Here is a 21,421-nt window from a genome sequence, read left to right on the forward strand (position 1 = left end):
AGAAATGAATTGTTTCGCAGACTGCCCAAAATTGACAGGATCATGGGAATGGAACGGACGAAAGAACTGACGGAACAGTATGGGCATTGTGCAGTACTGGAAGCTGCCAGAAAAGTGGAAGCGCAGCTGCGGGATGCCATGCGTCAGCAGATTTTTACGGAAGAAAAGCCAGCGGTGTTCCTGGATACATCCGGACTATCAGGGCAGAAGGATGGTTTACTGGTGAAGTTGTCTGATATGAAAGCTTTGTCTGGGACAACATTAGATTATACAGAGTACATTTTGCAGGAAATGAATAGACTGCTTGCGCACAGGAGCCAGAGGCAGATGCAGCGAGTGATCAATGCTACCGGTGTGATTCTCCACACAAATCTGGGAAGAGCGCCTCTGGGGGACAGACTGGTGTCGGAGCTTGTACCTTTGATGACCGGATATACCAATCTGGAATTGAATCTGGAAGATGGGAAGAGGGGAAGCAGATATGATCATTTTGCTGAAAATCTCTGTAAGCTGACAGGTGCTGAGGCTGCCATTACAGTGAATAACAACGCGGCAGCAGTGCTGCTCATGCTGACAGCGCTGGCCTCTGGAGGGGAAACCGTAGTTTCCAGAGGAGAGCTTGTGGAGATTGGCGGGAAGTTCCGGATTCCTGATGTATGCAGTCAGAGTGGAACGATGCTTGTAGAAGTGGGGACTACCAACCGGACTTATCTGGAGGATTACGAAAATGCAGTGACGGCGAATACAGCTGCCTTTCTGAAAGTGCACACCAGCAACTATCAGATTACCGGTTTTACCCATGAAGCAGAGCTTGCAGAGCTTGCAGAAGCGGCACATAACCGCGGAATTCCCCTTTTGGTGGATTTTGGAAGTGGGAGCCTTGTGGATATTGCCTTTTATGGAATCGAGCCTGAAAAGACCGTACAGGAGCTTTTGAAGAAGGGTGCAGATATTGTATCTTTCAGTGGAGATAAACTTCTGGGCGGACCACAGGCAGGAATACTGGCAGGACGTAAAGATTTGATCGAAAAGATTTCCAGGCATCCTCTCATGCGGGCACTGCGGATCGATAAGTTTACAGCTGCCGCGTTGGATAAGACAGTAAGTATTTATCTGGATGAAGGTCGGTTGGAGAAAGAGATTCCGGTTTATGATATGATGAGTCGAAGTGCAGAAGAACTTAAGCGGAATGCATTATGGCTTATGAGTGAACTGTTGGCCGATGATTCTGAATATGAACTTGCAGTAACCTCTACACGAAATCCTGTTGGCGGTGGTACTACACCTGGAAAAACACTGCCTGGAGCTGCATTGCAGATAAGAAGCCTGAATGGAAGTGGATTTTCCGCTCAGGAAATCAGTGATCGCTTACGGAAACTGGATACTCCGGTTATTGGTCATATTGTAGACGACTGGGTCTATCTGGAAATGAGAACCATAAGGACTGGCGAAGAATTGGAGATTCTCAGAAAAGAATTGAAATATGATCTGTACAAGAAAAACCCTCAATGATCTTTGAAAATCATTGAGGGTTTTGGCATATTATGATTTTATTTCCCTATATGCCATGCTAGTCTTACACTTGCAGAGTGGACTGTTCCTGTGAGCCAGTCGCAGTCATTGGTGATCCAGTCCATGATGCCAAGTTGACGGGTTTCCCAGGCAACGGTAGCTTCATGGGCTTCCGGTGTTTCTTCAGTCTCCATAGTGGTGTCGATCTCGTCGTAGCCGAAAATATATCCGCCTGCGCTCCAGATGCTGAAGTTGCTGTCAGGACCCGGGTCAATTCTGCCCTCTCTCGCGGCAACCAGTCCGTCATGTCTTGCCTTATATTCTTCCTCGCAATCAGGTTTCAGTCTGGTCATGAACATTCTGTGGCGGATCAGCTCTTTGTTTTCGCGGACAACACCGAAATTGTGGTACATCAGACGCATGTTTTCGCCAGGGGTGGAGATCCAGGTGAAGGTGTGGTCAATTCTGGAAGTGAGAGCCTGGATGCTGGCTTTTTTCTCTTCTGAAAATTCGTTATTTTCGTCTGTTTCGTAATATCCGAAAATCAGGGAATCACAGTTCCAGATGCTGAAATTATGTACCTTTTCCTGATCCAGAAATGCAGTCAGATCTGGCCAGATCTCTCCTAATATCTGGCGGTATTCATTTTTTTTCCCTTTTTTGATTTCCATAGCAAAGCTGTGTCTTTCCATAAGAAAAATCCTCCGTTTTATAAAAATAAGATATTGTGTATATCTGGTTTTTCTGTTTTGAACCTTGTAAAAAAATATTAATCTAAGAAAAAGTCAAGTTTACTTCTCACGGAATGTTACCAGTGAACAGTAATAGTTACTGTTCACTGGTAATGTTCCGCGAGGTGTTTTTTGTGAACAAAGTTCACAGAAAACCCGAGAATTGCGGCGCGAAATCATGCTTTGCATGATTTCTGTGCATCGCGAAGCGCGTTACTGTGAACGGAGTGAACAGTAACCAGTAATAAGGATAGCATAATTTCTCAGATAAATCCACCCTTATATTGACATTCAGCATGTACTTATATACAATAAGAGGACTGGCCTGGAGCATGTTTGAAAAATCATTTCCACAATCTGCACGCCCTGCTTTGCAGTATATTTTGCCTGAATTTGGTCTGCGTAGCCCGTTGCGACGTCCCATCTGGACAAAATTTCCTACAAATTGTGATGCATATCTTGCAGAAAATCTTTTTCAAACACGCTCTAAAAAAGAAGGCGACAGAACAAAAAGGGTTACTGGTCACGGAGTGAACCGTAAACGAAAAGGTTTAATTACAGAAGAGAGGGGATTGTTTTTGGAAAAAGAAGTAAAAGTTCAGGAAAATAAAATGGGTGTGATGCCAGTGGCAAAGCTTCTGCTCACCATGTCTGTACCGATGATGATTTCCATGCTTGTCCAGGCACTTTATAATATTGTGGACAGTATGTTTGTGGCGAAATTAAGTGAGAGTGCACTTACTGCAGTTTCACTTGCGTTTCCGGTGCAGAACCTGATGATTGCAGTGGGAACCGGTACTGGTGTTGGTATCAATGCGCTGGTGTCGCGCTCTCTTGGGGAGAAAAAGCAGGAGTATGCCAACAGTGCTGCAAATAACGGTATTTATCTTGCAATTTTCAGCTTTATTGGATTTGCAATTGTTTGTGGATTTTTTGCACCTGCTTTTTTCAGGGTGCAGACTACGGATCCACAGATCATGGAATATGGTGTGGATTATGTCAGAGTGATCGGAATTATGTCCTTCGGCCTGTTTATCCAGCTGACCTGCGAGAAGCTTCTGCAGTCTACAGGGAAGACGGTTTATTCCATGGCAACACAGCTTCTTGGCGCTATTATCAATATTATTCTGGATCCAATCATGATTTTTGGTTTATTTGGATTTCCAAGAATGGAAGTAACAGGAGCAGCCCTTGCCACTGTTACCGGACAGATCATTGCAGCAATTGCAGGTGTGATCGTGAATATGAAGCTGAATAAAGAGCTTCATATTTCTCTTGTGAAATATAAGATTTCCGGTGATGTGATCCGCAGCATTTACAGTGTAGGCTTCCCATCTATTATTATGGCGTCTGTTGGTTCTGTTATGACATTCGGAATGAATAAGATCCTGATGGGCTTTACTTCTACTGCAACGGCGGTATTTGGCGTGTATTTCAAGCTGCAGAGCTTTATTTTTATGCCAGTGTTTGGACTGAATAATGGAATGGTTCCCATTGTTGCTTACAACTATGGTGCCAGAAAACCGAAACGTATTACGAAAGCAATTAAGCTGAGTATTATTTACGGAGTATGTATTATGCTTGCTGGTTTCGCTGTATTTCAGCTGTTTCCGGGAAGCCTTCTGGGAATTTTCAGTGCCTCTGATGATATGATGGCAATCGGTATCCCGGCACTTCGTACCATCAGCCTCAGCTTTCTGATCGCAGGATTTTCTGTAGTTGCATCTTCTGTGTTTCAGGCGCTTGGACATGGTTTTTTAAGCCTTGCAGTGTCTGTGCTGCGTCAGCTGGTAGTACTGCTCCCGGCTGCATTTATCCTGTCAAAAGTAGGTGGCCTTGGAGCCTGCTGGTGGTCCTTTCCCATTGCAGAGGTGTTCTCAGGAGTGATCTGCTTTGTATTTATACGATATGCGTATAAAAAAGAAATTCATCCGCTTTACGAGAAATAAAATAGATAGGAAAACAAGAGCTCTCGGAATTTCGGTCCCGGGGGCTCTTGCTAAAATTAGTAATATTTATTTTTATTCCATATGCACCGTTACATGATACTCTGTCTTTCCGTCCTCAACAGGTACCACATTTCCATTCACATGCTTGCCATCAACCTCCAGGTAAGCTACACCCTTTTCCACATTATTCGGATTCTTAACGTCGAAGTAATAGGTGGCACCGCGGAAGCGGCGGGTGAGGGTGAAGTCACCGAAGCCCTCCGGAATACACGGATCAATGGAAAGGCCGTCATAGGATGGCTGCACACCCAGGATTGCCTGGGAGAGGTTCACGAAAGTCCATGCGGCTGTTCCGGTAAGCCAGCTGTTCTTTGCCTCACCGTGGCGGGCTGCGTCACGTCCTGCGATCATCTGGGAATAAACATAAGGTTCTGTACGATGGATTTCGCTAATGTTTTCAATATAAGACGGGCAGGTCTTTTTATAAATTTCAAAAGCACGGTTTCCTCTTCCGATAACAGTTTCGGCAATGGAAATCCATGGATTGTTATGGCAGAAGATTCCGGCATTTTCTTTGTATCCTGGCGGGTAGGAAGAAATTTCACCAAGGTTCAGGTAATATCTGGTGTAAGCCGGCTGGTGAAGCATAATACCATATTTGGTATCCAGGCGCTCTTTTACAGAATCAAGAGCTTTTTTTGCCAGACCTTCTTTCACGCCAATGCCAGCAATGATACAGAAGCCCTGCGGTTCAATGAAAATCTGTCCCTCTTCGCATTCGTGGGAACCAACCTTCTGAGAGGTGGCGTCATAAGCACGAAGGAACCATTCTCCATCCCAGCCAGCGTCAAGGACTGCCTGGTACATTTCTTCAACAGCTTTCTGCGCGATAGCAGCGTCCTCCTCTTTTCCAACACGTCTGCAGATCTCTGCAAACTCATTTCCATATTTTACATACATACCTGCAATAAATACAGATTCTGCAACTGGTCCCTCAGATGGTCCTGTGGTCTGGAAGGATTCACCAGGCTCATTGGAAAAGCAGTTCAGGTTCAGACAGTCGTTCCAGTCAGCACGTCCGATGAGAGGAAGCTTGTGTGGTCCAAGATGGGTGCGGCTGTATTCGAAGGAACGGCGGAGATGCTCAAAAAGAGGAGCTGCTTTTTCCATATGGCAGTCAAAAGCAACCATTTCATCCAGAATGGAATAATCTCCAGTTTCCTTTAAGTAAGCGGCCACAGCGGCAATCAGCCACAGCGGATCATCGTTAAATCCGCTTCCGATATCCAGGTTGCCCTGCTTGGTAAGCGGCTGGTACTGATGATAAGCACTTCCATCTTCGAACTGGGTTGCAGCAATGTCAAGGATTCGTTCTCTTGCACGCTCCGGGATCAGATGTACAAATCCAAGAAGATCCTGGCAGGAATCACGGAAGCCCATTCCACGGCCGGTTCCGGATTCATAGTAAGAAGCGGAACGGGACATGTTGAAGGTTACCATACACTGGTACTGGTTCCAGATATTTGCCATACGGTTTACGTGAGGATCCTTACTCTCTACATGATAGCGGGAGAGAAGATCATCCCAGTAAGTATTCAGGATGGCGAAAGCTTCATTTACCTGTTCGGAAGTTTCGAATTTCTCCATGATCTTCTTAGCAGGCTCTTTTTTGATCACGTTTAAAGCTTCCCATTTGTCGTCTTTTGGGTTTTCACAATAGCCAAGAAGGAAAACATATTCTTTTTCTTCACCAGGTGCCAGAGAAACATTGATCTGCTGGCTGGCAATGGGATACCATCCGCTGGCAACAGAATTGTGGCTCTTGCCTTCCTCTACAACGATTGGAGCATTGTTGCCGCGGCCAAGTCCTAAGAACTCATCACGGCTGGTGTCAAAACCGTCTACAGGAGTATTTACAGTGAAAAAGCTGTAGTGATTGCGTCGTTCGCGGTATTCGGTCTTATGGTAAATGGTGCTGCCGATGATCTCAACTTCACCGGTGCTTAAGTTTCGCTGGTAGTTGGTCATGTCGTCCACAGCATTCCAGAGGCAGAATTCTACATATGAAAATAACGAAATCTCTTTCACTTTATCTGAATTGTTTCGCAGAGTCAGTTTGTTGATCTCGCAGGCTGTGTCAACAGGGACGAATGCAAGAAGATCAGCTGCCAGGCCGTTTTTCTCACTGTGGAAACGGCTGTAGCCAAGTCCATGGCGGCACTCATAAACATCAAGAGGAGTGCGGGTTGGCATTGCACCTGGATTCCATACGGTATCCCCATCTTTGATATAGTAGTATTTTCCGTTGGAATCTACCGGGATGTTATTGTAGCGGTAACGAGTGATACGGAGCAGCTTTGCATCTTTATAGAAGCTGTAGCCGCCGCAGGTGTTGGAAATCAGTGTGAAGAAATCCTGGGAGCCAAGGTAGTTGATCCATGGCAACGGGGTATCTGGTGTTGTAATGACATATTCTTTATTGGCGTCATCAAAATGTCCGAAATTCATAGTGGATCTCCTTTGATAAATTTTATTCTTGCTGAATTCTTTCTAATTGGTTGATTGCTATTCGTGATTTACATCAGGGTGCATTAATTTATTTTTCGAAGCTGCACAGTGATCTACGCTTATATAGTAATAATGTTTTGCAAATGCAATGAGTAGTTTCGAAAAAATCAATTGGATTGAATTGCGAGATAATTAACATACGAAAACGAATAAGTAAAGGCAATTAGAAATAAAAGTAAAGAATAATGGTATATATTTGCTCTTAGTATAATAGAAAGACTGATTAAAAGCAACATAAAAATTACTGTAATAATGAAATCTATTATATATTACAAATCAGAGATTTAAAACACGAAACTTTTCGCGAAAACATTTCGGAAATGGCTCTTATTCACAATTAAATTGTTAAAAACACAAATATCTAAATTGTGCAATAGGTAGAATGATGTGAAAACGCACAAAAAATGCAGGAAACCACTTGATTTTTTGTGCACTAGGGGGTACTATAAGCTCACGAAAACGATTTAGAGATGACAGGAAAGAAAAACAGGAAAGAATGAGGCAGGCATATGGTTTCCATGAAAGAAATCGCAAAACAATGTAATGTCTCAGTCGCCACTGTCAGTAAAGCATTAAATGGTTACTCCGATATCGGAGAAGAAACAAAAAACTACATATTAAGAACGGCTTCAGAGATGGGATATCTTCCCAACTCATCGGCAAGAGCTTTGAAGACGAAGCGAACCTTTAATCTGGGAGTTTTATTTGTGGACGAGGCCCGAAGCGGTCTCACACATGATTACTTCAACAGAGTACTGGAAAGCTTCAAAAGCACCGCAGAGGCGAAAGGCTATGACATTACTTTTACAAGCGGAAATGTTTCCGGTAAAAGGATGACCTACCTGGAGCACTGCAGATACCGGGGCGTGGACGGAGTGGTAATGGCCTGTGTGGATTTCACCGCAGAAGAGGTTCAGGAGCTTCTCCTTTCAGACATTCCGGTGGTGACCATCGATCATATCTGTGATGGAAGGATATCGGTAGTATCCAACAACATCCAGGGAATGGAAGAACTTGTTACCTATATATATAAGAAGGGACACCGCAAGATCGCTTACATTCATGGAGATGACACATCGGTTACCAAGAATCGTCTTGGAAGCTTTTACCGGACCTTGCAAAGACTGGGGATTGAAGAACCGGATGAATATGTAAAACCGTCTTTTTACAGAGATGCTGATCTGGCAGGTGAGAGAACCGGTGAACTTTTGGATTTGAAAGATCCGCCAACCTGTATTCTCTATCCTGACGATTATGCAGCGATGGGAGGGATAAACGAGATACGGGAAAGAGGACTTCGGATACCGGAAGACATTTCAGTAGCCGGGTACGATGGAATTAATATCGCCCAGGTTCTTGAACCCAAGCTGACAACCCTTTGCCAGGACACAGCGGCAATCGGAAGGATAGCGGCAGAAAGGCTGATTGAGCTGATTGAGCACCCGAAGACAACAGTTATTGAGAAATACACAGTGGATGGAACCCTTTTTAAAGGAGCTTCCGTGAAAACTTTGTATCCATCAAAAAATTTCAAGTAGTTATTAAAAAAAATTAAAAGATATAATTAAAGGAGGAAGTAACATGAAGAAAAAAATGGTGAGCGTATTATTAACAGCTTCTATGCTGGCAGGAATGACATTATGTGCAGTCCCGGTTATGGCAGAAGATGCAGAAACACCGGAAAACGAAGTTACCGGTGACGCTTCCGCAGATGATTCCTTTGTAGTATGGGGATGGAACGATGATATCAAGAAGATCCTTGATGGACCATTCAAAGAGGCTTATCCAGATGATTACGAAAGAATCGTTTTCGTAAACACAGGTGGATCTGATTATTATCAGAGCAAACTGGATCCTGTACTTGATGATCCTTCAAATGAGTTATATCCTGATATGATGGGCCTGGAAGTTGACTATGTTCAGAAATATGTAAACAGCGACTGGGTACAGAATGTAGCAGATCTTGGAATCACAGCTGATGACTATGCAAACAGCTATCAGTACAATCTGGATCTTGGATCCGATGTTGATGGAAACGTAAGAGCTCTGTTCTGGCAGGCAACTCCTGGATGCTACGCAGTTCGTGCAGATCTGGCTGAGAAATATCTTGGAACAACAGATCCTGCAGCATTAGCTGAGAAATTCAAAGATCTGGATACCATCGTTGCTACAGCTAAAGAGGTTAACGATGCTTCCGGCGGAAAATGCAAACTGTTCTCCGGCTATGATGAGATCAAACGTAGCCTGACCGGTTCCAGAACTCAGGGCTTCTATGATGAGAACGATAAGATTACAATTGATGACAACATCAAGACATATATGGAAACAGCTAAGACTCTTTATGATGAAGACCTTACCTTCAATACCGATCAGTGGAGCGCTGACTGGAGTGCAAACATGAGTGGTGATGGCGTTGATTCTAACGCAGCACTTGCTTATATGGGATGCCCATGGTTCGTATACTGGAGCTTAAGTGATGCTTGGAAAGGCAACACAATCCTTGTTCCTACCCAGACAAAATGCTATTGGGGCGGCACAGGACTTGCAGCTACAACAGATTGTGCAGATACCGAGCTTGCAGCTAAGATCATGAAATTCTTCACATGTGATGAAGATGGAATGGTTGCAATCAACGCTCTGAACTCTGACTATGTAAATAATACAGCAGCTGTCAGCAAGATCATTGAGGCTGGTACATCCGCAGATGGTAACGGATATCTGTATCCAGACGCTGGACAGAACTTCATGGAGTTCTTCCTTCCATTAGCAGACGGACTTGATGCTTCTATGGTAACAGCAGAAGATCAGCAGATCCTTTCCCTTATGGATACTCAGACCAAGGCTTATGCTACAGGCGAAAAAGACCTTGATACTGCACTTGCAGATCTGACCGCATCTATCCATGATACATTCTCTTACCTGAGCGCAGAATAATGTGGTTTAAGAGTTTGCAGAGTCAATCATAAGTAAGTAGTGAGTGTGCTGCTTCTTCCCAAAAGAAGGAGCAGCACATTCTTATATAAGCGAGCAGCTGCTTTTGCTATAAAAAAGCAGAATGACTGCCAGTGGCAGAGGAGGATGGCGCAGAAGCCCGGAGGGGCAGGTACTCCCGCCAGTGTCAGGCATTCTGCCTGGGAAAAGCAGGCAACTTCAGACAGGAGGCTGTTATGAATAAGAAAAAGAAAAAAATGATCGATTATGGAAGGTATGGCTACTTCTTTATTGCACCGTTTTTTATCACTTATCTGGTGTTCCAGCTGTGGCCACTGATCAATACTTTCTATTATAGTACCTTATCCTACTACAAACGTAACGGGCGTGAATTCATGGAGTTTGCAGGACTTCAGAATTTTGTAAATATCCTTGGTATGGCTGCAGGAGAGAGAGGTTATGTACTCAGCTATCTGAAAAATACCCTTGTAATGTGGGGCTGCAACTTTGTTCCTCAGATTCTGGTTTCCCTTCTTCTGGCTGTATGGCTGACGGATGAGAAGGTTAAGGTAAAAGGAACCGGTGCGATGAAGGTTATCGTTTATCTTCCAAGTGTTATCACTGCAGCTTCTGTTTCTGTATTGTTTAAATCTTTGTTTTCCCAGTACGGACCAATCACCCAGACTTTGAAGGACTGGGGCGTTCTTGGCAAGAACTTCGATTTTATGTCCAGCGTAGCAGGAAGCCGTGGGCTGATCTCCACAATTCTGTGGTGGATGTGGTTTGGTAATACGACCTTGCTTCTGATTTCAGGCGTTCTTGGCATTGACCCGGGACTTTTCGAGGCTGCTGATATTGATGGTGCAACAGGCTGGAAAAAATTCCGCTACATCACTTTACCGCTTTTGAAACCAATTATGTTGTACACATTGGTTACCTCCGCAATCGGTGGTCTTCAGATGTATGATATCCCGGCATTGTTTAACGTTCCGGAAACCGGACTTGTTGGTCTTCCAGATGATAAGACTACTACAATGGCTATGTATATTATGCGTCTGTATAACAGCGATGTTGGAAAGGCAGCAGCCGTTTCCGTAGTACTGTTTATTATCACGTTGGTTGTCAGTCTGATCCTGTTCGCAACTATGAGCGACAGCGAAGACAGACGTATGAAAAAAGAGCAGAAACAGCGTAGAAAGGCAGGTGGAAGATCATGAGTAAAGCCGCAACAGCAGACAGCTACAGCAAGAATATGCTGCATCAGAAAGTCTTCCGTACCATTATTTGTATTTTATTCTGTATCATTGCACTTTTGCCATTTGTTCTTCTGGTTATGAACGCAACAAGAGATTCTGAGTCTATCAAGGCTGGTGTTTCCCTGATTCCGTCCACACACCTGATCGAGAACTGGAAAAACCTGATGATCAAGCAGAACGGTATGCAGATCACTTTGCAGAAAGCAATCATTAACTCTGCAACCATTACAATCCCTGGAACCTTCCTGTCAGTTTACTTTTCATCTCTGACAGCTTATGGTATCCATGTATATGATTTCAAATTCAAAAAATTTGCATGGGCATTTATTATGGCAGTTATGATGGTGCCAAGTCAGATTTCCATCATCGGTTTCTACCGTTTCATGCTGGATCTGAAGCTGATCGATACATACGTTCCGCTGATCATTCCTACCATTGCAGCTCCAACTGTTGTTTTCTTTATGAAACAGTATATGGAAAGTACACTTTCTCTGGAGATGATCGAGGCAGCCAGAATCGACGGTTCAAAAGAGTGGAATACCTTTAACAAAATTATCCTGCCGATTATGAAACCGGCAGTTGCCACACAGGCAATCTTTCAGTTTATTGCACAGTGGAACAACCTGTTTACACCTACCATTTTGCTGACAACAGATTCCAAGAAAACACTTCCTATGTTTGTACAGCTGCTGAGCTCCAACCAGTTCCGTACGGACTATGGTGTAGTTTATGTAGGACTGTTTGTTACCATTATCCCTCTGGTTGTTGTATACCTGGTACTTTCCAAGTACATCGTCGCAGGTGTTGCACTTGGCGGTGTTAAGGGTTGATGGTGTGTATGAAAAGCATTTGATTAAGAAAAATATTAAAAGAGAATAACATGTACAGTCAGGGGAGAAATCTTCTGGCTGTATTTTTGCACTTTTTTTGAAAAATAATTTAGCATCACTGAAATTTATTAAGAATTTTGGTATTTTCAGGTGGCAAACAGAGAATTATATGTTATACTGATTTGGTGTCATTTATAGGAAAAAGCAGCATGTTTTTTGAGAATGGCATAGAGCCTGTTTGAAAAATCATTCACGTAATCTTGCAGAAAGTCTTTTTAAACATGCTTTAGGATAAAATTGGGCGAGGTTATTGTTTTATGGGGTATCAGGAAACAATCACATTTATTTTGGAGATGATTGGAACTATTGCATTTGCAGCGTCAGGTGCACTGGTGGGATCGGAGCAGAAGATGGATATTTTCGGAGTTTCGGTTCTTGGGGTGATCACTGCAGTTGGCGGGGGTATGATTCGTGATGTGACGCTTGGAATTACCCCTCCGGGAGTTTTTCAGAAGCCAGTATATGCGGCTGTAGCAGTGCTTACTTCAGTGCTGGTGTTTTTTCTTCTTTATTTTAAAAGGGAGATGCTGAAAGGAAATGTTACTTATGACAAAGTAATGCTGGTGATGGACTCTGTAGGACTTGGGATATTTACTGTGGTTGGCGTAAATACTGGAATCCGTCAGGGGTTTGCAGACAACACTTTCCTGCTGGTATTTGTGGGAACCATCACCGGTGTTGGCGGAGGATTGCTCCGTGATATGATGGCAGAGGTGCCGCCTTATATTTTTGTAAAGCATATTTATGCATGTGCATCCATTGTGGGAGCTATTGTTTGTGTGTATACGTACCGCTGGTTTGGAGTGGTGTTCTCCTTGATCTTTGGATCTGCAGCGGTGATCCTGATGCGGTATCTGGCTGCACATTACAGGTGGAACCTGCCGAAATTAAAATAAAAGGCAACTATTAGAGGAGTACTTATGATTAAAGCAGAGAATTTATCCTATTCTTTTCCACATAAAGAGTTATATAATAAAATTTCATTTACCCTGGAGGATGATGTGCATTGTGCCTTTATCGGAACCAATGGAACCGGTAAGAGTACACTGGTGAACATGATCCTTCATCCGGATAAATATTTATACGATGGAAAGCTGATCGTGGATGTACCTGGAAGGATTGGATATGTCAGTCAGTTTTACACCGTTGAGGAAGAAAAAGAGATTACGGTATTTGATTATATCAGTGAAGAATTTGTAAGGCTTCAGAATAAGATCAACCAGATCTGCGAGGATATGGCAGTTACAGATCATCTGGAGGAGCTGATGGAGGAATATCAGCAGACTTTAGATGAATTTAATGCCATTGACGGTGACTTTTACGAAAGTAATATTCGCAAGCAGCTGAAAACAGCGGGGCTGGCTGGGTATGAAGATCAGCTTCTTACAAATTTAAGCGGTGGAGAGTTCAAACTGGTGCAGGCCATCCGGGAGATGATGATCAGCCCGAAATTTATTATTATGGATGAGCCAGATGTGTTCCTGGATTTTCAGCACTTAAATGCACTTCGGAATCTGATCAATTCCCATAAGGGAACATTGCTTGTGATCACCCACAACCGCTATCTTCTGAATCATTGCTTCAACAAGATCCTCCATCTGGAAAATACGGAGATGCAGGAATTTGATGGCAATTATGTGGATTATAATTTTGCACTTTTGCAGATGAAAATTGAGCAGCAGGAGCTGGCTGCGGCAGATATGGAGGAAATCGAGCGTAACCGCAAGATTGTAGAGCGTCTTCGAAACAGCGCTACTGCCATTGACAGTGCAACAAGGGGAAGAAGCCTGCATGCGCGAGTTTCCCTTTTGGAACGTCTGGAAGCGAGAAAGACAAAGTCTCCATTTGTGGATATTAAGCAGCCGGAGATCGTATTTCATGCAGATGAGGTTTTTGATGCGGAAGTTTCTGGTGAAAATCCGGAAGAAGCTTTGGAAAGTGAAAGAAAATCCGAGTTGGGAGATGCGAATGCAGAAAATGAAGCTGAGAAGATAGTGTTAAGTGTAGAAGACTATAATGTGACCTTTGACCGTGAGATTATGGAACATGTTTCCTTTGTTCTTCATGCAGGGGATAAGGTTGCAATTGTGGGACCAAACGGTACTGGAAAGACGACCCTTCTTCGTGATGTTATCAAAGGAGAAAACCCGGCAATCCGTCTTGGCGAAAATGTTAAGATGGCATATCTTTCCCAGATGCATGGGGAGGTATTTGATGAGAAGGCCACTGTTCTTAAAAATTTTGAGGATGCAGGCTTTGATACCGATGATCAGGTGATAGCTTACCTGAAAACCTATGGTTTTGAGGAAGAACTGATCTACAGTTCGGTATGTGATCTGTCTGGTGGAGAAAAGAATCTTCTCCAGCTTGCGAAGATTTCCAGAACAGGTGCAGGTCTGCTGCTACTGGATGAGCCAACCAGTCATCTGGACACATATTCCCAACTGGCACTGGAGCAGGCGGTAGAGAAATACAATGGGACAGTTCTCATGGTTTCCCATGATTTTTATACCGTAGCCAACTGCATGGATTATGTGCTTCTCACAGAGGATAAGGGCCTTCGCAAGGTAAGTATGCGAAAATTCCGAAAGATGATTTACGCCGACCACTTTGATAAGGATTATCTGGAATATGAGCAGAAGAAAAAAGAACTGGAGAACCGGATTGCTTTCGCACTTCAGGCAGGCAAGTATGAGGAAGCGAAAAAGATTTCAGAAGAGCTGGAAAAGCTTTTGCGGAAATATAACGGATAACAAAAAAATTGTATAGGAAGCAGCATTGACGAATATGTGTGACGGAAATGTATAGAAAAAACAGCCCCGGAAAAAATTCCAGGGGCTGTTTTTAAATAAGGGAAACAAAAATGTAGTAAGACGTCAAAGTGATTTATTACTCTTCGTGAGTATCCTGCAATGCCAGGTAACCTTCCTCGCCAGTTCTGATTTTGACAACGTTTTCGATATCATATACGAAAACTTTTCCATCACCGATCTGACCAGTATGAAGAACTTTCTTAGCGGTTTCGATAACCTTCTGAACAGGAACAAGGCTGACAACAATTTCAATCTTGACTTTCGGAAGCAGGTTCATATCCATCTCAACGCCACGATAGTAAGCAGGAGCCCCTTTCTGGACACCACAGCCAAGAACGTTTGTAATGGTGATTCCGGTTACGCCGATTTCATTCATAGCCTGCATAAACTCTTCCAGCTTGTTCTGACGGGTAATGATAACAACCTTTGTAAGCTTATGAACGCCGTCTGCCGGGATTTCCGGAATGAATTCAGCTGGAGCAGAAGGTCTGGGAGCAGCGGTAAATTCTCTGGAAGTTCCCATAGGAGTGGGAACAGAAGCAACAGCATCGCGAATAGCAAATCCGTCATAAGCACTTGCAAGACCATGTTCTTTTATATCAAGACCCTGAATCTCCTCTTCAGCAGATACTCGAAGACCCATAGTATGTTTGATAACCTGGAAAATAATTGTCATTGTAACTGCAACCCATGCAATTGTGATAAACATTCCGGCAAGCTGTACACCAAATCCGTGGAAACCGCCGCCAACAAGAAGACCTTTCCAGTCTGTACCAGCTCCATCGGAGAAAAGACCAACGGCGAGAGTACCAAATGCACCGTTTAAGCCATGGACACCAACAGCACCAACCGGATCATCAACTTTTAATACTTTATCAATAAATTCAATACCAAATACTACAATAAAACCAGCTGCAATACCGATAATAGCAGCAGATGTAGGAGATACGGTATCACATCCTGCAGTAATTGCAACAAGACCTGCAAGAGATCCGTTCAGGGACATGGACACATCTGGTTTTTTATAACGGATCCATGTGATCATCATAACAGTTACAGTTGCAACTGCAGCGGCAAGGTTTGTGGTAACGAAGATTTTTCCTGCACTTACAATTGCATCGCCTTCCATGGATACAGTGGAAGCACCGTTGAAACCAAACCAACAGAACCAGAGGATAAATACACCAAGTGCACCGACTGTCAGGTTATGACCTGGAATTGCTTTTGATTTTCCACTTTTGGAATATTTTCCGATACGTGGTCCAAGAATGACGGCACCGATAAAGGCGGCCACACCACCTACCATATGTACTGCACAGGAACCTGCGAAATCATGGAAGCCCATCTGACTGATGAAACCGCCGCCCCAGATCCAGTGACCGGAAATCGGATATACTACAAGGCTGATCATAAGACTGTATACACAATACGATGAGAATTTGGTTCTCTCAGCCATAGCACCGGAAACAATTGTAGCGGAAGTAGCACAGAAGACTGTCTGGAAAATCAGGAATGCCCAGAACGGAACTCCGTCAGGAAGCATTGCACTGCCATAATTTGCTTCTGAAGCGATACCACCGATTCTTCCGAAGAAGCCGTTTCCTGCACCGAACATGATTCCAAAGCCAACCAGCCAGAAAGCCGGAGTACCGATACAGAAATCCATCAGGTTTTTCATAATAATGTTACCTGCATTTTTGGCTCTGGTGAAACCTGTCTCCACCATAGCAAATCCGGCCTGCATAAAGAAGACCAGCGCGGCACCAACAAGTACCCAGATCGTGTTTACTGCTGAATAATCCATAATAATTTCCTCCCTCTTTTCGCACTTTTCGAAATGTTTCGAAAAACACGTTTTTAATATCAAAAAGCGCGAAAGAGAAAACAAATTTGTTTTTTCTTTCGCGCCTTTACGATCCTGGTATATTGTCTGCGTCTGCAGAAATATTCAGTTGTAAAATTAATATGTAAAACAGGGGATATCCGTATCGTGTGATTAATGGATGAGGAAATCGATAATGAATTATGAAGTAGAGTTTCATAATAGATATCCCCTGTATTTACCTGTGTGAGAAACAAATTCCAAAAACAGGAACAGTTTCTTTCATTTAGAATTCTCCTCTGTAAATCTGATCAGATATAGAAGAGAAGTTTTCCATATGTAGGATATGGAAGCAGATCATCCGGAATGAGAGTTTCAGCTTCATCAGCAGATTTTCTCAATTCCTCCATGTCCTCAAGTACTTCAGCCTGATACAGTTTTGCATTTTCCAGAACATCTTCAGTTGCTTTTGCTTTTGCTGTATCAGATTTCAGCTTCTCAAGACCTTTTGTCATAGCATCCTGAAGTCCGGACAGCTTGGTGATAAGAGTAGTTTCACTCTCACAGGTGATTCCAGGTACAACAGATGCTTTCAGGCTTGCTGTGCTTGCAATTTCTTCAATATAAGACATAACAGATGGAAGAAGGTCTTTCTGAACCATTTCAACCATTGTATTAGATTCGATGTTGATGGTCTTGGAGTAGTTCTCAAGCCAGATTTCATAACGGGAGTGCAGCTCTTCGCTGGTGAAAATGCTGTGCTTTGTGAACAGGTCGATATTCTTCTGGGCAATCCACATTGGGAGAGCATCCGGGGTAGACTTCAGGTTGTAAAGACCACGTTTTTCAGCCTCTTCAATCCACTCATCTGTATAACCGTTACCGTTGAAGATCACACGTTTGTGTTTCTTAATGGCTCTCTTAATCAGTTCATGAACTGCATGTTCCATATCTTCCGGAGCTACACCATCAAGCTCTTTGGCAAACTGGTCAAGAGCTTCCGCAACAGCTGTATTCAATACAATATTCGGGTTTGCAACAGAAGCAGCAGAACCAAGCATACGGAACTCGAATTTGTTTCCGGTAAATGCAAATGGTGAAGTACGGTTTCTGTCAGTATTGTCTTTTACAAAGTGTGGCAGAACAATTGCTCCGATATCCATCTGTACAGCGCCGTGAGAAGTAAAGTAAGTATCATTTTCGATAGACTTCAGAACTTCTGTAAGTTCATCACCAAGGAAAATAGATACAACTGCGGGCGGAGCCTCGTTGGCACCAAGTCTGTGATCATTTCCTGCACTTGCAACGGAGATACGAAGAAGATCAGCATATTCATCAACTGCTTTAATAACTGCCATTAAGAAGACAAGAAACTGAATGTTTTCAGATGGTGTTTTTCCAGGATCCAGAAGATTTACGCCATCATCTGTGATCATGGACCAGTTGTTGTGCTTACCACTTCCATTGATTCCCTCAAATGGTTTTTCGTGAAGCAGGCAAACCAGATCATGTTTGTCAGCAACCTTTTTCATGATTTCCATTGTCAGCTGGTTGTGGTCAACGGCTACATTTGTGGTATCAAATACAGGAGCCAGCTCATGCTGTGCAGGAGCAACCTCGTTATGTTTTGTTTTTGCAGGAATGCCAAGCTTCCAGAGTTCTACATCAAGATCATGCATGTAAGCTGCAACCTTTGGCTTCAGAGTTCCAAAGTAGTGATCTTCCATTTCCTGTCCCTTAGGAGCTGGAGCACCAAGTAAGGTACGTCCACAGAATACAAGATCTTTTCTTTCTTTATAAAGCTCCTTTGGAACCAGGAAGTATTCCTGCTCAGGTCCTACTGTTGTGGAAACATGTTTAATTCCCTTGTTTCCAAGAACGTGAAGCATGTTTACGGCTGCTTTATTTAAGGTATCCATAGAGCGAAGGAGAGGAGTCTTTTTGTCAAGTGCCTCACCGCTGTAGGAACAGAATGCTGTAGGAATGTAAAGGGTTCCGTCTTTAATGAAGGCCGGTGATGTTGGATCCCATGCTGTGTATCCTCTTGCTTCAAAAGTAGCACGAAGACCGCCGGATGGAAAACTGGAAGCATCCGGTTCACCTTTTACAAGTTCTTTTCCGGAGAAATCCATGATCACCTGTCCATCGCCTGTTGGGGAAATGAAGCTGTCGTGTTTCTCAGCTGTTACATTTGTCATAGGCTGGAACCAGTGTGTATAATGAGTAGCACCATTTTCGATTGCCCATTCTTTCATGGCTACTGCAACGGAGTTTGCAACATCAAGCTCCAGGTGAGTACCATTTTCGATGGTCTTTTTCAGTGCTTTGTACATGTCCTTAGGTAATTTACTGCGCATAATCCTGTCGTTGAAAACAAGACTTCCATAGATTTCGGGAATATTCTGTGTCATAACGGATACGCTCCTTTCACTTTTCATGTCTTTCTTCATCCTTATTTTTGATAAAAGAAAAAGGCGCCTTGGATACATTTCTGTATTCCAAAGCGCCTTTGCTTTATGTTCTGTAGTATACTCAAAAAAAAACAGATGTCAATAGTTTTTTTGAAAAAAATTCCAAAAAGATTTTGCGGTTGACTGAAAAAAGTTCTTGCTCAAATTAGGATAGGCATACTTGACAAATAGGTTTCTTCCATTATAATTTTTGTTCAGAGCCAGGCAAATTTACAGTAAGATATGTGAGCGTGCTTGCATAACGATACGTCCTTGGCTGTAAATTTATTTGGCGATACGCAAAATCGACGAAATGGGATGCATTTTTGAGATTGGATTTGATCATTAAAATAAAACTCAGTACCGAGGAGGAAAACAAATGGCAGAGATTAAAGAAGAGTGTGGTGTCTTCGGAATCTATGACCTGGATGGAAATGATGTGACGTCTTCTATTTACTATGGTCTGACTTCTTTGCAGCACCGTGGTCAGGAAGCCTGTGGCCTGGCAGTATCGGATACTAAGGGACCTATTGGAAATGTTAAGTTTCACAAAGATCTTGGTCTGGTAAGCGAGGTGCTTCGCGAGGATACACTCCATAAGATGAGCGGTGATATCGGAATCGGACATGTACGCTATTCCACAACAGGAGCATCCGTTGCAGAGAACGCACAGCCTTTGGTTTTATCTTATGTAAAAGGAAGTCTGGCACTGGCACACAATGGAAACCTTGTTAACACTGGGACACTGAAATGGGAACTGATCCAGAGCGGAGCAGTTTTTCATACCACCACTGACTCAGAAGTGATTGCATTTCATGTAGCCAGAGAGCGGGTACATACCAGCTGTGTAGAGGAGGCGGTCCTGAATACAGCCAGGAAGCTACAAGGCGCATACGGCCTTGTGATCATGAGCCCCCGTAAGCTGATCGGAGTCCGTGACCCCTATGGCTTAAAGCCTCTCTGCCTTGGAAAAAGGGACAATGCTTACGTGCTGGCTTCTGAGAGCTGTGCACTTACTTCTGTAGGTGCCGAGTTTATCCGTGATATCGAACCTGGTGAGATGATTACGATCAGCCGTAAGGGTGTGAAATCAGACATGACTCTTGCAGATACTGTGAAAACCCGTGCCCACTGTGTTTTTGAATATATCTATTTTGCAAGACTGGACAGTACCATGGACGGTGTAAAGGTTTATGATGCACGTATCCGTGGCGGTAAATCCCTTGCAAAATCTTATCCTGTGGAGGCAGATCTTGTCACCGGTGTTCCGGAATCCGGTCTTCCTGCTGCCAAAGGATTTTCTGAAGAATCTGGTATTCCATTCGGATTTGCATTTTATAAGAACTCTTATATCGGAAGAACTTTTATCAAACCTACTCAGAAAGAGAGAGAATCCAGTGTTCATCTGAAGCTGAGTGTGTTGGATGCTGTTGTAAAAGGAAAACGTATTGTGCTTGTGGACGACTCTATTGTCCGTGGAACCACCATAGCAAACCTGATTCGCATGTTGAAAGAAGCAGGCGCTCTTGAAGTACACGTAAGGATCAGTTCTCCGCCATTTTTACATCCATGCTATTTCGGAACCGATGTGCCAAGCAATGACCAGCTGATCGCAGCACAGCACTCCACAGAAGAGATCTGTAAGATGATAGGGGCAGATTCCCTTGGTTATATGGAGATTGATTATTTGGAGGGCATGGCAGGTGGACTTCCTATTTGTAAGGCATGCTTTGACGGAAAGTATCCGATGGTAATTCCAGATGAGAATAATTTACAAAATGATTTTGAAATTCATAAGATATGAGAGAAATAATTTCGTTTATACAGGTTGTTCCAGAACATTCATAACAATAAAAAAGTGCATAATTACCAAAATACCGATTGCATATTTGTGCAATCGGTATATTTATTTCTGAAATGTTACAAAAAAGTGTATGAGAAAAAACTTGACAAATATGGAGACTTGGTGCATAATTTGCTTCAATCAAAGGAAAGCGTTTTCAAGAGCCTTTGATTTTGATAGAAAAGGAAACTATAATTCCTGTAAAACAGAAAGGGTGATAACGATGTGTCAGAAGCAGATTAAGCTGAATGCGAAGGAAGATGTTCAGGAATTCGTAAGGGCAGCAGGTAAATGTGATTTTGACATAGATGTTTTCTATAACAGAATCATCATTGATGCAAAATCCATTCTGGGAGTTCTGAGCATGGATCTTACAAGGGTTCTTACTGTACAGTGCCATGGCGAGAGCAAGGAATTTAACCGTACATTACAGAAGTTTGCAGTTGCCTGATTAAGCAGTTGTAAACTGGCGCCTTTTAAGGTGTCCATAAAATCGTAAAAAACAGATATTGCCGGGAACGACTTGAAATATGAGACAGCATGGTATCCCGACAGCATCTGTTTTTTTTATAACTCAAATTGCTATTTAGTGTGTTGAAAGTTGTTCAAGGCGGACGCACTCGGACAATGGTGATTGCTCACTCGCCGGCGCAACG

The 21,421-nt window shown here is 43.2% G+C and carries 15 protein-coding genes and 1 pseudogene; 11 read left to right on the top strand and 5 right to left on the bottom strand.

What is annotated here, in order from left to right; translation table 11 throughout:
• Nucleotides 1–9 precede the first annotated feature (9 nt).
• Nucleotides 10–1,512, top strand: coding sequence for an L-seryl-tRNA(Sec) selenium transferase (selA, locus tag AB5Z12_RS04370; RefSeq protein ID WP_368356943.1), 1,503 nt, complete (start codon nt 10–12; stop codon nt 1,510–1,512).
• A gap of 38 nt (nt 1,513–1,550) precedes the next feature.
• Here selA and AB5Z12_RS04375 read toward each other — a convergent pair whose 3' ends face one another.
• Nucleotides 1,551–2,204 (bottom strand): L-rhamnose mutarotase, encoded by a 654-nt coding sequence (locus AB5Z12_RS04375; protein ID WP_118580077.1) that lies wholly within the window; start codon nt 2,202–2,204, stop codon nt 1,551–1,553.
• Between the two features lie 330 nt (nt 2,205–2,534).
• Nucleotides 2,535–2,675 carry a DUF6783 domain-containing protein gene (locus tag AB5Z12_RS04380; RefSeq protein ID WP_368356942.1) on the bottom strand — a complete coding sequence of 47 codons (141 nt, stop codon included), beginning with the start codon at nt 2,673–2,675 and terminating at the stop codon, nt 2,535–2,537.
• Here AB5Z12_RS04380 and AB5Z12_RS04385 point away from each other — a divergent pair.
• Nucleotides 2,654–2,728: pseudogene (locus AB5Z12_RS04385) on the top strand (DUF6783 domain-containing protein); the annotation flags it as partial. The gene AB5Z12_RS04380 and the pseudogene AB5Z12_RS04385 sit on opposite strands and share 22 nt — an antisense overlap.
• A gap of 126 nt (nt 2,729–2,854) precedes the next feature.
• Entirely contained in the window at nt 2,855–4,192 is a 1,338-nt protein-coding gene (locus tag AB5Z12_RS04390) for an MATE family efflux transporter (RefSeq protein ID WP_118580128.1), read from the top strand.
• A gap of 72 nt (nt 4,193–4,264) precedes the next feature.
• Here the strand turns inward: AB5Z12_RS04390 and AB5Z12_RS04395 are convergent, their stop codons facing one another.
• A complete protein-coding gene (locus AB5Z12_RS04395; RefSeq protein ID WP_368356941.1) occupies nt 4,265–6,700 on the bottom strand; it encodes a glycosyl transferase in 2,436 nt (811 codons plus the stop codon).
• Between the two features lie 578 nt (nt 6,701–7,278).
• On the opposite strand from AB5Z12_RS04395, the gene AB5Z12_RS04400 reads away from it, so the two are divergent.
• The 6 genes from AB5Z12_RS04400 (at nt 7,279) to AB5Z12_RS04425 (ending at nt 14,590) form a co-directional block, all read left to right on the top strand.
• Nucleotides 7,279–8,298 (top strand): LacI family DNA-binding transcriptional regulator, encoded by a 1,020-nt coding sequence (locus AB5Z12_RS04400; protein WP_330382729.1) that lies wholly within the window; start codon nt 7,279–7,281, stop codon nt 8,296–8,298.
• Nucleotides 8,299–8,341: 43 nt separating this feature from the next.
• Nucleotides 8,342–9,694, top strand: coding sequence for a hypothetical protein (locus tag AB5Z12_RS04405; protein WP_148462812.1), 1,353 nt, complete (start codon nt 8,342–8,344; stop codon nt 9,692–9,694).
• Between the two features lie 233 nt (nt 9,695–9,927).
• Nucleotides 9,928–10,908 carry a carbohydrate ABC transporter permease gene (locus tag AB5Z12_RS04410; RefSeq protein ID WP_118580131.1) on the top strand — a complete coding sequence of 327 codons (981 nt, stop codon included), beginning with the start codon at nt 9,928–9,930 and terminating at the stop codon, nt 10,906–10,908.
• A complete protein-coding gene (locus AB5Z12_RS04415; protein WP_226814790.1) occupies nt 10,905–11,777 on the top strand; it encodes a carbohydrate ABC transporter permease in 873 nt (290 codons plus the stop codon). The genes AB5Z12_RS04410 and AB5Z12_RS04415 overlap by 4 nt, the downstream gene beginning before the upstream one ends.
• A gap of 317 nt (nt 11,778–12,094) precedes the next feature.
• Complete coding sequence (locus AB5Z12_RS04420) at nt 12,095–12,733, top strand: trimeric intracellular cation channel family protein (RefSeq protein WP_173715597.1); 639 nt, start codon at nt 12,095–12,097, stop codon at nt 12,731–12,733.
• A 24-nt stretch (nt 12,734–12,757) separates the two neighbouring features.
• Complete coding sequence (locus tag AB5Z12_RS04425) at nt 12,758–14,590, top strand: ABC-F family ATP-binding cassette domain-containing protein (RefSeq protein ID WP_368356940.1); 1,833 nt, start codon at nt 12,758–12,760, stop codon at nt 14,588–14,590.
• A gap of 136 nt (nt 14,591–14,726) precedes the next feature.
• Here the strand turns inward: AB5Z12_RS04425 and AB5Z12_RS04430 are convergent, their stop codons facing one another.
• Nucleotides 14,727–16,454, bottom strand: a complete 1,728-nt coding sequence (locus AB5Z12_RS04430; RefSeq protein ID WP_368356939.1) for an ammonium transporter — start codon at nt 16,452–16,454, stop codon at nt 14,727–14,729.
• A gap of 329 nt (nt 16,455–16,783) precedes the next feature.
• Complete coding sequence (locus AB5Z12_RS04435; RefSeq protein WP_195409315.1) at nt 16,784–18,883, bottom strand: glutamine synthetase III; 2,100 nt, start codon at nt 18,881–18,883, stop codon at nt 16,784–16,786.
• A gap of 418 nt (nt 18,884–19,301) precedes the next feature.
• Here AB5Z12_RS04435 and purF point away from each other — a divergent pair, with 418 nt between their 5' ends.
• Both purF and AB5Z12_RS04445 read left to right on the top strand, forming a co-directional pair.
• Nucleotides 19,302–20,726 carry an amidophosphoribosyltransferase gene (purF, locus tag AB5Z12_RS04440; protein WP_173715499.1) on the top strand — a complete coding sequence of 475 codons (1,425 nt, stop codon included), beginning with the start codon at nt 19,302–19,304 and terminating at the stop codon, nt 20,724–20,726.
• A gap of 262 nt (nt 20,727–20,988) precedes the next feature.
• Complete coding sequence (locus AB5Z12_RS04445) at nt 20,989–21,216, top strand: HPr family phosphocarrier protein (RefSeq protein ID WP_118580104.1); 228 nt, start codon at nt 20,989–20,991, stop codon at nt 21,214–21,216.
• The last annotated feature ends 205 nt before the right edge of the window (nt 21,217–21,421 follow it).

Source organism: Ruminococcus sp. RTP21358st1_G6_RTP21358_211008, assembly GCF_040908885.1.
Taxonomy (GTDB): domain Bacteria; phylum Bacillota; class Clostridia; order Lachnospirales; family Lachnospiraceae; genus Blautia_A; species Blautia_A faecis.

What these genes read in the sequence shown, in the direction of transcription:
- AB5Z12_RS04375 (WP_118580077.1), bottom strand. Translation starts at nt 2,204, where the DNA reads ATGGAAAGACACAGCTTTGCTATGGAAATCAAAAAAGGGAAAAAAAAT.
- AB5Z12_RS04390 (WP_118580128.1), top strand. Translation starts at nt 2,855, where the DNA reads ATGGGTGTGATGCCAGTGGCAAAGCTTCTGCTCACCATGTCTGTACCG.
- AB5Z12_RS04395 (WP_368356941.1), bottom strand. Translation starts at nt 6,700, where the DNA reads ATGAATTTCGGACATTTTGATGACGCCAATAAAGAATATGTCATTACA.
- AB5Z12_RS04400 (WP_330382729.1), top strand. Translation starts at nt 7,279, where the DNA reads ATGAAAGAAATCGCAAAACAATGTAATGTCTCAGTCGCCACTGTCAGT.
- AB5Z12_RS04405 (WP_148462812.1), top strand. Translation starts at nt 8,342, where the DNA reads ATGAAGAAAAAAATGGTGAGCGTATTATTAACAGCTTCTATGCTGGCA.
- AB5Z12_RS04410 (WP_118580131.1), top strand. Translation starts at nt 9,928, where the DNA reads ATGAATAAGAAAAAGAAAAAAATGATCGATTATGGAAGGTATGGCTAC.
- AB5Z12_RS04415 (WP_226814790.1), top strand. Translation starts at nt 10,905, where the DNA reads ATGAGTAAAGCCGCAACAGCAGACAGCTACAGCAAGAATATGCTGCAT.
- AB5Z12_RS04420 (WP_173715597.1), top strand. Translation starts at nt 12,095, where the DNA reads ATGGGGTATCAGGAAACAATCACATTTATTTTGGAGATGATTGGAACT.
- AB5Z12_RS04425 (WP_368356940.1), top strand. Translation starts at nt 12,758, where the DNA reads ATGATTAAAGCAGAGAATTTATCCTATTCTTTTCCACATAAAGAGTTA.
- AB5Z12_RS04430 (WP_368356939.1), bottom strand. Translation starts at nt 16,454, where the DNA reads ATGGATTATTCAGCAGTAAACACGATCTGGGTACTTGTTGGTGCCGCG.
- AB5Z12_RS04435 (WP_195409315.1), bottom strand. Translation starts at nt 18,883, where the DNA reads ATGACACAGAATATTCCCGAAATCTATGGAAGTCTTGTTTTCAACGAC.
- purF (WP_173715499.1), top strand. Translation starts at nt 19,302, where the DNA reads ATGGCAGAGATTAAAGAAGAGTGTGGTGTCTTCGGAATCTATGACCTG.
- AB5Z12_RS04445 (WP_118580104.1), top strand. Translation starts at nt 20,989, where the DNA reads ATGTGTCAGAAGCAGATTAAGCTGAATGCGAAGGAAGATGTTCAGGAA.